Source organism: Enterobacter chuandaensis (genome assembly GCF_003594915.1).
GTDB classification, from domain to species: Bacteria; Pseudomonadota; Gammaproteobacteria; order Enterobacterales; family Enterobacteriaceae; genus Enterobacter; species Enterobacter chuandaensis.
The window spans coordinates 56,459-69,308 of sequence record NZ_QZCS01000011.1; the positions used below are offsets into that span (position 1 = coordinate 56,459).

Sequence of the window (12,850 nt, forward strand, 5' to 3'; positions counted from 1 at the left end):
GATGGCAGGTTTAAAATTACAGGCAGTTACCAAAAGCTGGGACGGCAAAACCCAGGTGATTCAGCCGCTGACGCTCGACGTGGCGGACGGGGAATTCATCGTCATGGTCGGCCCGTCCGGCTGCGGAAAATCCACCCTGCTGCGCATGGTGGCGGGGCTGGAGCGCGTCACCTCCGGGGATATCTGGATTGACCGTCAGCGCGTCACCGAGATGGAGCCAAAAGACAGAGGCATCGCGATGGTGTTCCAGAACTACGCCCTCTATCCGCACATGAGCGTGGAGGAGAACATGGCCTGGGGGCTGAAAATTCGCGGCATGGGCAAAGGCCATATCGACGAGCGCGTGAAAGAAGCCGCGCGCATTCTGGAACTCGACGGCCTGCTGAAGCGTCGCCCGCGCGAGCTCTCCGGCGGCCAGCGCCAGCGCGTGGCGATGGGGCGCGCCATCGTGCGCGATCCGGCGGTATTCCTGTTCGACGAGCCGCTGTCTAACCTCGATGCCAAGCTGCGCGTACAGATGCGTCTTGAGCTGCAGCAGCTGCACCGTCGTCTGAAAACCACCTCCCTGTACGTGACCCACGATCAGGTCGAAGCCATGACCCTCGCCCAGCGCGTAATGGTGATGAACAAAGGCATCGCCGAGCAGATTGGCACCCCGGTGGAAGTGTACGAAAAACCGGCCACCCGCTTTGTGGCGAGCTTTATCGGCAGCCCGGCGATGAACCTGCTGGAGGGGCGCATCAGCAGCGCGGGCACGCACTTTGAGCTGGAAAGCGGGATGGCGTTGCCGATCAACTGGTACTATCGTGGCTACGCCGGGCGTAAGATGACGCTCGGCATCCGCCCGGAGCATATTGGCTTAACGTCTCAGGCGGACGGCGGCGTGCCGCTGGTGATGGACACGCTGGAGATGTTGGGTGCAGATAACCTGGCGCACGGGCGCTGGGGCGAGCAAAAAATGGTGGTGCGCCTCGCGCATCAGGAACGCCCGAAAGCGGGCAGCACGCTGTGGCTGCACCTGCCGGAAAACCATCTGCACCTTTTTGACGGTGAAACAGGACAACGAGTATGAGCAACTGGCCTTATCCCCACGTCGTCGCCCACCGCGGCGGCGGTAAGCTGGCCCCGGAAAACACCCTGGCGGCGATTGATGTCGGCGCGCGCTACGGCCACACGATGATCGAGTTCGACGCCAAGCTCTCGAAGGACGGTGAAATTTTCCTGCTGCATGACGACAACCTCGAACGCACCAGCAACGGCTGGGGCGTGGCGGGCGAGCTGCCGTGGCGCGATCTGCTGAAGGTAGACGCCGGAAGCTGGTACAGCGGCGAGTTCAAAGGCGAACCGCTGCCGCTGCTGGCGGAAGTGGCCGAACGCTGCCGCCAGCACGGCATGATGGCCAATATCGAAATCAAACCGACCACCGGCACCGGGCCGCTGACGGGCAAAGTGATTGCGCTGGCCGCGCGCGAGCTGTGGGATGGGATGACCGCGCCGCTGCTGTCGTCGTTTGACATCGACGCGCTGGAAGCCGCACAGGCGGCCGTACCTGAGCTGCCGCGCGGGCTGCTGCTGGACGAGTGGCGTGAGGACTGGCGCGAACTAACGGGCCGCTTAGGCTGCGTCTCGATCCATCTGAACCACAAGCTGCTGGACGAGGCGCGGGTGAAAATGCTGAAAGACGCGGGTCTGCATATTCTGGTCTACACCGTTAACAAACCCCAGCGCGCAGCCGAATTGCTGCGCTGGGGCGTGGACAGCATCTGCACCGATGCGATTGACCAGATCGGGCCGAAGTTTATTTATTGAGCATACTGCCGTTCTGCTGGGTCGGCAGCATATGCTGCTGACCGCTGCTTTGTGACATCCCGCCCCCTAACATTCCGCCGTTTGCATTTGGCAACGGCTGCTCGCGCACCTGTCCCTGCTGCACGCGCTGGGTGTTGGCGTTCATCTGGTTTTGCAGGCTCTGCTGCTGCATCTGGGTCTGTGTTCTCAGCTGCTGATTGAGCATCCCTTTCTGCTGCTGTTGCTGGCTCATCATCTCGGTCTGCATGCGCTGCTGGCTCGGGATAACGTAACCCTGCTGGTTCGGGTTGTTCATGGTGTTGAGTGGCTGTGCGAGCGCGGCAAACGGGATCAGCGCCGCAAGAATCATCAAGCGTTTCATTGTCATTTCCTCCTCTTGAGGGCTCTCTTAAGTTTACCCTGATTTCACCATGACGATGATTTTTTAGGAGTTGTGAACCAGGCTTAAGCGGGGAATATGGATCCCTTCACCTGGAGAACAATAATGATGAAACCAACGTTTTTGCGCTGGGTCGCCATCGCCGCGCTGATGGCAGGCGGTACATTTACCGTGGCGGCCAACCCGCCAGCGGCTCCTCCGGTCTCTTACGGCGTGGAGGAAGATGTTTTTCATCCCGTGCGGGCAACCCATGGCATGGTGGCGTCGGTGGATGCGCTGGCAACTAACGTGGGCGTCGATATTCTTAAGCAGGGCGGTAACGCGGTGGATGCGGCGGTTGCGGTAGGGTACGCGCTGGCGGTAACGCACCCGCAGGCGGGGAACCTGGGCGGCGGCGGCTTTATGATGCTGCGCACCAAAGACGGCAAAACTACCGCCATCGACTTCCGCGAAATGGCACCTTCGCAGGCGTCCCGCGATATGTTCCTCGACGACCAGGGTAACCCGGACAGCAAGAAATCCCTGACCTCGCACCTCGCCTCCGGCACGCCGGGCACCGTTGCGGGCTTCTCGCTGGCGCTGGAAAAATACGGCACGCTGCCGCTGAACAAGGTGGTGCAGCCTGCCATCAAGCTGGCGCGGGAGGGGTTTGTGGTCAATGACGCGCTGGCAGACGACCTCAAAACCTACGGCAGCGAAGTTATTCCGAATCATGAAAACAGCAAGGCCATCTTCTGGAAGGACGGCGAGCCGCTGAAGAAGGGCGATAAGCTGGTGCAGAAGAACCTCGCCAAAAGCCTGGAGCTGATTGCGGAGCACGGTCCGGACGCCTTCTACAAAGGGGCGATTGCCGACCAGATTGCGCAAGAGATGCAAAAGAACGGCGGGCTTATCACCAAAGCGGATCTGGCGGAATACAAGGCGGTGGAGCGCGAGCCGATTAGCGGCACCTACCGCGGCTACGAGGTCTTCTCCATGCCGCCGCCGTCCTCCGGCGGGATCCACATCGTGCAGATCCTCAACATTCTTGAAAACTTCGATATGCACAAGTTCGGCTTCGGCAGCGCGGATGCCATGCAGGTGATGGCGGAGGCAGAAAAACGCGCCTACGCCGACCGCTCGGAATACCTCGGCGATCCGGACTTCGTGAAGGTGCCGTGGCAGGCGCTGACTAATAAAGCCTATGCCAAATCTATTGCCGATCAGATCGACATCAACAAGGCTAAGCCGTCGAGCGAGATCCGCCCCGGCAAGCTGGCACCGTATGAAAGCAACCAGACCACCCACTTCTCGGTGGTGGATAAAGACGGCAACGCGGTGGCGGTGACCTATACGCTGAATACCACCTTTGGTACCGGGATTGTGGCGGGCAACAGCGGTATTCTGCTAAACAACGAGATGGATGACTTCTCTGCCAAGCCGGGCGTGCCGAACGTCTACGGGCTGGTCGGCGGCGATGCGAATGCGGTCGGGCCGAAAAAACGTCCGCTGTCGTCCATGTCGCCCACTATCGTGGTGAAAGACGGTAAAACCTGGCTGGTGACCGGCAGCCCGGGCGGCAGCCGGATTATCACTACCGTGCTGCAGATGGTGGTGAACAGCATCGACTTTGGCATGAACGTCGCCGAAGCCACCAACGCTCCGCGTTTCCACCACCAGTGGCTGCCGGACGAGCTGCGCGTGGAGAAGGGCTTTAGCCCGGACACCATCAAGCTGCTGGAACAGCGCGGACAGAAGGTGGCGGTGAAAGAGGCGATGGGCAGCACCCAGAGCATTATGGTCGGGCCGGACGGCGCGCTGTTTGGGGCGTCGGACCCGCGTTCGGTGGATGATTTAACGGCGGGATATTGAACATCCCCCTCACCCCGGCCCTCTCCCCAAAGGGGAGAGGGTTAGGGTGAGGGGTCTGTGTCACTTCATTCTCGCCATATAATACGCATCCACATACTCGCCTTTGCGCAGGCCGTAGCGCTTGCCGGTGCCTTCAATTTCAAACCCGTGCTTTTTGTACACCGCGATAGCCGGTTCGTTATCCACAAATACCGTTAACTCAATGCGGTCGACGCGCAGCCAGTTGTCGCACATATCGATCATGGTTCGCATCAGCGCGCTGGCAACGCCCCGATTTTGCCACTGCGCACCCACACAAATACCGAAATCGGCAACGTGGCTGCGACGCGGGCGTTGTGCGACGGCAATGCACAGATGCCCGGCGACGGTATCGTCGATGCAGGCGACCAGTTGCTTGATGCCGGGCTGGTCGGTTAGCCGCTCCTGCCACATTTGCTCTGAGGGATGAGGAACCTGTAGCGTGTTGTGGTACACCTCCGGCTGGGCGTGGATCTGACGAATGGCGTCGTAATCTCTCGGTTCAGCGTGGCGTATCACTATCTCACTCATTCCTTGTTCCTCAGTTAGTTAAAAGTCCCCTCCAACATCAATGACTTTAAAATTTGAGTCAACCGCTATTTTTTGCAAAAAGTATTGGACAAGTGCGAATGAGAATGATTATTATTGCTTTGCATTCAGGAAGACCCCTACGGGAACCTGAAAGCACGACATTGCTCACATTGCTTCCAGTATTACTTTAGCCAGCTTCTCGCTGGCTTTTTTTTTGTTATGGTTAGATTCAGTAACCTTCCAAAAGGACTGAGCCATGACACTACATTGCGCATTTATTGGATTTGGCAAAAGCACGACGCGTTACCACCTTCCGTATGTCCTCCATCGTAAAGACACCTGGCACGTCGCCCACATCTACCGCCGCAGCGCGAAGCCGGAAGAGCAGTCTCCGCAGTATTCCCACATTCACTTCACCAGCGATCTTGATGAAGTGTTGAATGACCCGCAGGTAAAGCTGGTGGTTGTCTGCACCCATGCCGACAGCCATTTTGACTATGCGAAACGCGCGCTCGAAGCGGGTAAGAACGTGCTGGTGGAAAAGCCGTTCACCCCGACCATTGCCGAAGCGAAAGCGCTGTTTGCGCTGGCGAAAAGTAAAGGGCTGACCGTCACCCCGTATCAGAACCGTCGCTTTGACAGCTGTTTCCTGACGGCGAAAAAAGCGATTGAGGGCGGCAGGCTGGGCGACATCGTGGAAATTGAAAGCCACTTCGATTACTACCGCCCTGTGGCGGAGACCCAACCCGGTCTGCCGCAGGACGGCTCGTTCTATGGTCTGGGCGTACACACCATGGACCAGATCATCTCCCTGTTTGGTCGCCCGGACCATGTGGCGTATGACATCCGCAGCCTGCGCAATAAAGCCAACCCGGACGACACTTTTGAAGCGCAGCTTTTCTACGGCGACCTGAAAGCCATCGTCAAAACCAGCCATCTGGTGAAAATCGACTACCCGAAATTTATCGTTCACGGCACCAGAGGCTCGTTCATTAAGTATGGCATTGACCAGCAGGAGACCAGCCTGAAGGCCAACATCATGCCGGGCGAACCGGGCTTTGCGGCGGATGATTCCGTGGGCGTGCTGGAGTATGTGAACGATGAGGGTGTGACGGTCAAAGAAGAGCTGAAACCGGAAACCGGCGACTATGGTCGCGTCTACGATGCGCTGTATGAAACCCTCACCAGCGGCGCACCGAATTACGTCAAGGAATCTGACGTTCTGACCAACCTTGAAATCCTTGAGCGGGCCTTTGAGCAGGCTTCTCCTGCCACGGTAACCCTAGCGAAATAAGCAAAAACGGCTCCTCTGCACTTATTCATAATTTTTGAACAGAGGAGTCAATTTTCACCCTCTATGATCCCCGACCGTTTGCGTCCACACTTACTCCATCGAAACGAACTGAGGGTGAAAACAATGATCTACTTACGCAAAGCAAACGAACGTGGTCACGCAAATCATGGCTGGCTGGACTCATGGCATTCATTCTCGTTTGCCGACTACTACGACCCGAACTTCATGGGCTTCTCCGCACTGCGCGTGATTAACGACGACGTGATTGATGCAGGCCAGGGCTTCGGTACTCACCCGCACAAAGACATGGAAATCCTGACCTATGTGCTGGAAGGGGCGGTTGAGCACCAGGACAGCATGGGCAACAAAGAGCAGGTTCCGGCGGGCGAGTTTCAGATTATGAGCGCGGGTACCGGGGTGCGCCACTCCGAGTACAACCCGAGCAAAACGGAAAAACTGCACCTGTATCAAATCTGGATCATTCCAGAAGAGACCGGCATCACGCCGCGCTACGAACAGCGCCGCTTCGACGCGAAACAGGGCAAACAGCTGGTGCTCTCCCCGGATGCGCGTGAAGGTTCCCTGAAGGTGCATCAGGATATGGAGCTGTACCGCTGGGCGCTGGCAAAAGACGAACAGTCTGTGCACCAGATTGCCGCCAACCGCCGCGTCTGGATCCAGGTGGTAAAAGGTGAAGTGTCCATTAACGGCACCAAAGCCACTACCGCCGATGGTCTGGCAATCTGGGATGAGCAGGCGCTCTCCGTGCATGCCGACAGCGAAAGTGAAATCCTGCTGTTTGACCTGCCTCCGGTCTAAATAATTTCTCAACCTTCCCTTTAAACGGGGAAGGTTGAGCTTTGTCCGTGATAAACTGAGCAAATCTCTCACTTCAAGATTTCTCAGGACGATGAAAAAGAAACGCCCCGTACTTCAGGATGTCGCCGATCGCGTCGGTGTGACCAAAATGACGGTCAGCCGCTTTTTACGTAACCCGGAGCAGGTTTCCGTGGCGTTGCGTGGCAAGATTGCTGCCGCTCTTGATGAACTGGGTTATATCCCTAACCGCGCACCCGATATTCTCTCCAATGCGACCAGCCGTGCGGTAGGTGTCCTGCTTCCTTCCCTGACCAACCAGGTTTTCGCCGAAGTTCTGCGCGGCATTGAAAGCGTCACCGATGCTTTTGGCTACCAGACCATGCTTGCCCACTATGGGTACAAGCCGGAACTGGAAGAAGAACGTCTTGAATCGATGCTTTCCTGGAACATCGACGGCCTGATTTTAACCGAACGTACCCACACTGCCCGCACGCTCAAAATGATTGAAGTCGCCGGTATCCCGGTGGTGGAGCTCATGGACAGCCAGTCGCCATGCCTCGATATCGCCGTTGGGTTCGATAACTTTGAAGCGGCTCGTCAGATGACGGCGGCCATCATTGCCCGCGGTCATCGTCATATTGCTTATCTGGGTGCGCGTCTTGATGAACGTACTATCATCAAACAGAAGGGATACGAGCAGGCGATGCTCGACGCGAACTTAACCCCGTACAGCGTGATGGTGGAGCAGTCCTCATCTTACACCTCGGGTATTGAGCTGATGCGTCAGGCACGACGCGAGTATCCGCAACTGGACGGTATTTTCTGTACCAACGATGACCTTGCGGTCGGTGCAGCGTTCGAATGCCAGCGTCTGGGGTTGAAGATCCCTGAGGATATGGCAATTGCTGGCTTCCACGGCCACGATATTGGTCAGGTGATGGAACCGCGTCTGGCGAGCGTTCTGACACCGCGTGAGCGTATGGGTCGCATTGGCGCAGAACGCCTGCTGGCGCGTATTCGTGGCGAAGCGGTTACCCCTAAAATGTTAGATTTAGGTTTCACCTTGTCACCGGGTGGATCTATTTGAGCTGACAAGTTTGAAGTAGGTCACACTTATTCACTTCGCGCACGTTTGGATATTGCTTCTCTTTTGCCCCGGCAGGACAATGTTACCGATAACTGTTACCCGTAACAATTGACTGAGGGACACCCTTTGAGCACGACTAATCACGATCACCACGTTTACGTCCTGATGGGCGTGTCCGGTAGCGGTAAATCTGCCGTGGCGAGCGAAGTGGCGCATCAACTTCAGGCTGCGTTTCTTGATGGTGACTTCCTCCATCCCCGCAGCAACATTATGAAAATGGCCTCCGGCGAACCGCTGAACGACGACGACCGCAAACCGTGGTTGCAGGCGCTGAACGATGCCGCCTTTGCGATGCAGCGTACCAACAAAGTTTCCCTGATTGTTTGCTCCGCGCTGAAAAAAACCTACCGCGATCTGCTGCGCGACGGCAACCCAAACCTCTCCTTCATCTACCTGAAGGGCGATTTCGAAGTGATTGAAAGCCGTCTGAAGGCGCGCAAAGGTCACTTCTTCAAAACCCAGATGCTGGTCACGCAGTTCGACGCGCTGCAGGAGCCGGGTGAAGACGAAAAAGACGTCTTAGTGGTTGATATCGATCAGTCACTGGAGGGTGTTGTAGCCAGCACCATCGAGGTCATTAATAAAAGGCAGTAAGTTTTGAGTACATTAACGCTAGTGTTGACAGCAGTGGGTTCGGTTTTGCTGCTGCTGTTTTTAGTGATGAAGGCGCGTATGCACGCCTTCGTTGCTTTGATGGTGGTTTCTATTGGTGCAGGTCTCTTTTCCGGTATGCCGCTCGACAAGATCGCCGCGACGATGGAAAAAGGGATGGGAGGCACGCTGGGCTTCCTGGCGATTGTGGTCGCGCTGGGCGCGATGTTTGGCAAGATCCTGCATGAGACGGGCGCGGTCGACCAGATTGCCGTCAAGATGCTCAAATCCTTCGGTCACAGCCGCGCGCACTACGCGATTGGCCTGGCCGGTCTGATTTGCGCGCTGCCGCTGTTCTTCGAAGTGGCGGTGGTGCTGCTCATCAGCGTCGCGTTCTCTATGGCGCGCCATACCGGCACTAACCTCGTGAAGCTGGTTATTCCACTGTTTGCGGGCGTGGCGGCGGCGGCAGCGTTTCTGCTGCCTGGACCTGCGCCGATGCTGCTGGCCTCACAGATGCACGCCGATTTTGGCTGGATGATCCTGATTGGCCTGTGCGCTGCGATCCCGGGAATGATTATCGCCGGTCCGCTGTGGGGCAACTTCATCAGCCGTTACGTTGAGCTGCACATTCCTGACGACATCACCGAGCCGCACCTTGGCGAAGGCAAAATGCCGTCCTTCGGCTTTAGCCTGTCGCTGATCCTGCTGCCGCTGGTGCTGGTGGGCCTGAAAACCATCGCCGCGCGCTTTGTGCCGGTCGGTTCTACCGCGTACGAATGGTTTGAGTTTATCGGCCATCCGTTCACGGCGATTCTGGTGGCGTGTCTGGTGGCGATTTACGGCCTGGCGATGCGCCAGGGTATGCCGAAAGACCGCGTGATGGAGATCTGCGGTGCGGCGCTGCAGCCTGCGGGGATTATCCTGCTGGTGATCGGTGCCGGTGGCGTGTTCAAGCAGGTGCTGGTGGATTCCGGCGTGGGCCCGGCTCTGGGTGAAGCGCTGACCGGGATGGGCCTGCCGATTGCGGTAACCTGCTTCGTGCTGGCTGCGGCGGTGCGTATCATTCAGGGTTCCGCGACCGTCGCGTGCTTAACCGCCGTGGGTCTGGTGATGCCGGTGATTGAACAGCTCAACTACTCTGGTGCGCAGATGGCCGCGCTGTCTATCTGTATCGCGGGCGGTTCGATTGTCGTCTCGCACGTTAACGATGCTGGCTTCTGGCTGTTCGGTAAGTTTACCGGCGCGACCGAAGCGCAAACCCTGAAAACCTGGACGCTGATGGAAACCATCCTCGGCACGACGGGTGCGATTGTCGGGATGATTGCCTTTACGCTTCTGAGCTGAATACGGTGATTTAATAAGGCTCAAAAATAAGGCCCGGTAGCGTTAGCGCTTACCGGGCCTTTCTGTTATGCAGAACGTCAGGCCGGGCAAGGTGAAACACCACCCGGCTTTTTCACATCACTCGCCCTGCGTCGCGCTCTCAATCGTCAAACGCACGTCCGACGTAATCAGCTCAGCCAGCATCTGGTAAACCTTCAGCGTCTCTTCCGGCTCGGCATCGCCCGTATCGCTGATGAAGCCTTCGTCACGCAGCGTCAGCACCAGCGAGCTAAAGACCGCCTTGTCGAAGAATTCCGGGGCGTTAATGCCGTGCAGAACGGACAAGCGCTGTGCCAGCGTCCGGCTCTCTTTCTCCAGCGTACCGCGGTTGATAGACGGGTTCGCGCTCAGCAGCCAGAACGTAATGGCGTAGCGCTGCAGCGTTTCGCGCGCACCGGCCGCCAGCAGTTGGAGGGTGCGGGAGCGTGACGGATTGATGTGCAGCTCGTCGTTCGCAACGGTGATCAGCCCCTGACGGCGCAGTTCTTCCGTCAGTTTTTCCAGCTCAACGGCCAGCTCTTCCTTGCTCCAGCGCAGGAACAGCTCCGCTTTCAGCATCGGGTAGAGCGTCTCAACGTGACGCAACAGTTCCTGACGTGAAATGCGGCGATGCTGGGTGATAATGGCCGCCATGAGCGACGGCAGCATTAGCATATGGGCGATGTTGTTGCGATAGTACGTCATCAGCACCGCCTGCTCGCGCGGCAAAATGATGATGTCGCCGATCGTGTCCTTCTCGACTTCAAACTTATTCATCTGCAACGCGTGATCGATAAGCTCGCTGGCGGTAGCAGAAGGCGCTGTCGAATCAACCGAGTACGGTACGTTGCGCATCATGTCCAGATAGCAGTCCAGCTGCTCCGTGAGCTGTTCACGGGTCAGGGAACGCTGACGGGAAGCCAGCAGCGCCGTACAGCACAGGTTCATGGCATTGGCCGCACCGGCGTTGTTAATGCGCACCATCAGCTCGGACGCGATACCGTTCACCGTTGGCGTCAGCCAGGCCGGACGAACCGCTTCGATAGGATCGATAGACTCGCGCCAATCCGGAACATGATGGTTCAGATACGTCATCAGCGGCATCGGCTCGCCAAAGTTTACGTAGCCCTGACCCAGGTTGCGTAACTTGCTCAGGCCGCGCAGCATCTGCGGCAGGCTCTCTTTTTCTTTGGTCGCACCACGCAGCTCTTTCGCGTAGGTGCCCACTTCCATTACGTGCTCATAGCCAATATAGATCGGCACAAGCGTAATCGGACGCGTACCGCCGCGCAGCATCGCCTGGATGGTCATCGACAGCGTGCCGGTCTTCGGATCGAGCAGACGACCGGTACGGGAACGTCCCCCTTCCACGAAGTACTCTACGGAATAACCGCGGCTGAACAGCTCGCCCAGATACTCGCGGAACACGGTGGAGTAGAGCTTGTTGCCCTTAAAGGTACGACGAATAAAGAACGCACCCAGGCGGCGGAAGATCGGGCCTGCTGGCCAGAAGTTCAGGTTAATACCGGCAGCGATATGTGGCGGTACCAGCCCCTGGTGATAGAGCACGTAGGAGAGAAGCAGGTAGTCCATGTGGCTGCGGTGGCAGGGGACATAGACAATCTCATGGCCATCGTGCGCCAGCTGACGTACACGCTCAGCATTATGCACGTTGATGCCCTGATACAGACGGTTCCAGGTAAAGCCGAGAATACGATCGGAAAGACGAATCATCTCGTAAGAGAAGTTCGCTGCGATCTCTTCCATCAGCGCAATGGCGTTCTGCTGGGCTTTCTCATGCGAAATTTTCTTGCTGCGCGCTTCGTCTTCAACGGCGCGGGCGATCGCTTTGGAGGCCAGCAGCTTGTTGAACAGATCCTGACGCGCAGGGAGACGTGGCCCTACGGCCGCCAGGCGCTGACGGGCGAAGTGCATACGCGCCACGCGCGCCAGTTTTTGCGCGATGATCTTATCGGTGCCGTGCTCGTCCGCCATTCGGCGAAGGGAGACGGAAGGGGAGAAGCGCACAAAGCTGTCGCGTCCCAGCCAGGAGACCGCGAAGAACTTCTGGATGCCGTTAAGCATGCGCAGCGGCGGGTTCTCTTCGCCTTTTTCGCGGCCCGGACGGCGGCCAAACATCACCGATACCGGCACCATCTGCACATCCAGGTCAGGATTGCTGCGGTGCAGATCGAGATAGTCGTGGAACAGCTTGATGGACTCTTCTTTCGGTGTGTAATAGGTAAACACGCGCGGCCCGCCATGAATGAACACGTAGCGCGGCAGCAAAGTGCCGTCAACTTCCAGCGGTTCAAGCGGGTCGGGTAAATCATGCGCCAGACACTGGGCGCGAAGTGTCAGCAGGTCTGCCTTCGAGTTATAAGGCAAAACATACATAATAGGGCGCGACGTATCGAGCCCCAGTTCCAGCGCGGGTTCTGCTGGGATAGACTTGCTTTTTACCAGTATGCTTAATGGTAAATTAAGTAATTTGTAGTAAATTCGTGGCCAGCCGGACATAAACGATGTAAAGCCTCTGGTTAATAATGCAATTGCGGCGCAAGGATAACAGAAAGCGCGCAAAATTTCTGTTGTTACCCGTCATACTTCAGGCGGCAGCGCAACGCGCTACGCCTTCTGTTACTGACGCTCTTTTTTAAAAAAGGTTCTTTTAATGGCCAATAATACCACTGGGTTAACGCGTATCATCAAAGCTGCCGGTTATTCATGGAAAGGTTTCCGTGCCGCCTGGGTTAATGAAGCCGCTTTTCGCCAGGAAGGTGTCGCCGCTATCGTCGCGGTTATCATCGCCTGTTTCCTTGATGTAGATGCCATTACCCGCGTGCTTCTCATCGGTTCCGTACTTCTGGTGATGATAGTGGAAATTCTCAATAGCGCTATTGAGGCCGTGGTCGACCGGATCGGCTCTGATTTCCACGAGCTTTCTGGCCGCGCGAAAGATATGGGCTCCGCCGCTGTCCTGCTGGCGATTATCACCGCAGCCATTACCTGGGTCACGCTGCTTTGGTCACATTTCCGATGAGCC

Annotated in this window: 12 protein-coding genes; 9 read left to right on the forward strand and 3 right to left on the reverse strand. The window is 57.3% G+C overall.

Annotated features, from left to right (window positions below):
* The first annotated feature begins 1 nt into the window (after position 1).
* The gene (locus tag D5066_RS16495) at positions 2-1,072 is read left to right on the forward strand and encodes a sn-glycerol-3-phosphate import ATP-binding protein UgpC (RefSeq protein WP_080329950.1); all 1,071 of its coding nucleotides are present in this window, start codon (positions 2-4) and stop codon (positions 1,070-1,072) included.
* On the forward strand, positions 1,069-1,809 hold the full coding sequence (ugpQ, locus tag D5066_RS16500; protein WP_119916550.1) for a glycerophosphodiester phosphodiesterase: 741 nt from the start codon (positions 1,069-1,071) through the stop codon (positions 1,807-1,809). Before D5066_RS16495 ends, ugpQ begins: the two co-directional genes overlap by 4 nt.
* Here the strand turns inward: ugpQ and D5066_RS16505 are convergent.
* A complete protein-coding gene (locus tag D5066_RS16505; protein WP_119916551.1) occupies positions 1,799-2,170 on the reverse strand; it encodes a DUF2756 family protein in 372 nt (123 codons plus the stop codon). The two genes, ugpQ and D5066_RS16505, sit on opposite strands and share 11 nt — an antisense overlap.
* A 123-nt stretch (positions 2,171-2,293) precedes the next feature.
* On the opposite strand from D5066_RS16505, the gene ggt reads away from it, so the two are divergent.
* Positions 2,294-4,039, forward strand: a complete 1,746-nt coding sequence (gene ggt / locus D5066_RS16510) for a gamma-glutamyltransferase (protein WP_208861689.1) — start codon at positions 2,294-2,296, stop codon at positions 4,037-4,039.
* A gap of 60 nt (positions 4,040-4,099) precedes the next feature.
* On the opposite strand, the gene yhhY is transcribed toward ggt, so the two are convergent.
* Positions 4,100-4,588 carry an N-acetyltransferase gene (gene yhhY / locus D5066_RS16515; RefSeq protein ID WP_119916552.1) on the reverse strand — a complete coding sequence of 163 codons (489 nt, stop codon included), beginning with the start codon at positions 4,586-4,588 and terminating at the stop codon, positions 4,100-4,102.
* A gap of 256 nt (positions 4,589-4,844) precedes the next feature.
* Between yhhY and D5066_RS16520 the strand changes: the two genes are divergently transcribed.
* The 5 genes from D5066_RS16520 (at position 4,845) to gntU (ending at position 9,786) form a co-directional block, all read left to right on the forward strand.
* The gene (locus D5066_RS16520) at positions 4,845-5,882 is read left to right on the forward strand and encodes an oxidoreductase (RefSeq protein WP_119916553.1); all 1,038 of its coding nucleotides are present in this window, start codon (positions 4,845-4,847) and stop codon (positions 5,880-5,882) included.
* Positions 5,883-6,005: 123 nt separating this feature from the next.
* Positions 6,006-6,701, forward strand: coding sequence for a pirin family protein (locus tag D5066_RS16525; protein ID WP_000639796.1), 696 nt, complete (start codon positions 6,006-6,008; stop codon positions 6,699-6,701).
* A gap of 91 nt (positions 6,702-6,792) precedes the next feature.
* Complete coding sequence (gene gntR, locus D5066_RS16530; RefSeq protein ID WP_080329955.1) at positions 6,793-7,788, forward strand: gluconate operon transcriptional repressor GntR; 996 nt, start codon at positions 6,793-6,795, stop codon at positions 7,786-7,788.
* 126 nt (positions 7,789-7,914) lie between these two features.
* On the forward strand, positions 7,915-8,442 hold the full coding sequence (gene gntK / locus D5066_RS16535) for a gluconokinase (RefSeq protein ID WP_014882134.1): 528 nt from the start codon (positions 7,915-7,917) through the stop codon (positions 8,440-8,442).
* Between the two features lie 3 nt (positions 8,443-8,445).
* Complete coding sequence (gntU, locus tag D5066_RS16540; RefSeq protein WP_014833577.1) at positions 8,446-9,786, forward strand: gluconate transporter; 1,341 nt, start codon at positions 8,446-8,448, stop codon at positions 9,784-9,786.
* A gap of 117 nt (positions 9,787-9,903) precedes the next feature.
* Here the strand turns inward: gntU and plsB are convergent, their stop codons facing one another.
* Complete coding sequence (plsB, locus tag D5066_RS16545) at positions 9,904-12,324, reverse strand: glycerol-3-phosphate 1-O-acyltransferase PlsB (protein WP_119916554.1); 2,421 nt, start codon at positions 12,322-12,324, stop codon at positions 9,904-9,906.
* A gap of 154 nt (positions 12,325-12,478) precedes the next feature.
* On the opposite strand from plsB, the gene D5066_RS16550 reads away from it, so the two are divergent.
* A complete protein-coding gene (locus D5066_RS16550; protein WP_014830281.1) occupies positions 12,479-12,847 on the forward strand; it encodes a diacylglycerol kinase in 369 nt (122 codons plus the stop codon).
* Positions 12,848-12,850: the final 3 nt, after the last annotated feature.

Excerpts from the sequence above, each read along its gene's own strand:
- D5066_RS16495 (WP_080329950.1), top strand. The coding sequence starts at position 2 with ATGGCAGGTTTAAAATTACAGGCAGTTACCAAAAGCTGGGACGGCAAA.
- ugpQ (WP_119916550.1), top strand. The coding sequence starts at position 1,069 with ATGAGCAACTGGCCTTATCCCCACGTCGTCGCCCACCGCGGCGGCGGT.
- D5066_RS16505 (WP_119916551.1), bottom strand. The coding sequence starts at position 2,170 with ATGAAACGCTTGATGATTCTTGCGGCGCTGATCCCGTTTGCCGCGCTC.
- ggt (WP_208861689.1), top strand. The coding sequence starts at position 2,294 with ATGATGAAACCAACGTTTTTGCGCTGGGTCGCCATCGCCGCGCTGATG.
- yhhY (WP_119916552.1), bottom strand. The coding sequence starts at position 4,588 with ATGAGTGAGATAGTGATACGCCACGCTGAACCGAGAGATTACGACGCC.
- D5066_RS16520 (WP_119916553.1), top strand. The coding sequence starts at position 4,845 with ATGACACTACATTGCGCATTTATTGGATTTGGCAAAAGCACGACGCGT.
- D5066_RS16525 (WP_000639796.1), top strand. The coding sequence starts at position 6,006 with ATGATCTACTTACGCAAAGCAAACGAACGTGGTCACGCAAATCATGGC.
- gntR (WP_080329955.1), top strand. The coding sequence starts at position 6,793 with ATGAAAAAGAAACGCCCCGTACTTCAGGATGTCGCCGATCGCGTCGGT.
- plsB (WP_119916554.1), bottom strand. The coding sequence starts at position 12,324 with ATGTCCGGCTGGCCACGAATTTACTACAAATTACTTAATTTACCATTA.
- D5066_RS16550 (WP_014830281.1), top strand. The coding sequence starts at position 12,479 with ATGGCCAATAATACCACTGGGTTAACGCGTATCATCAAAGCTGCCGGT.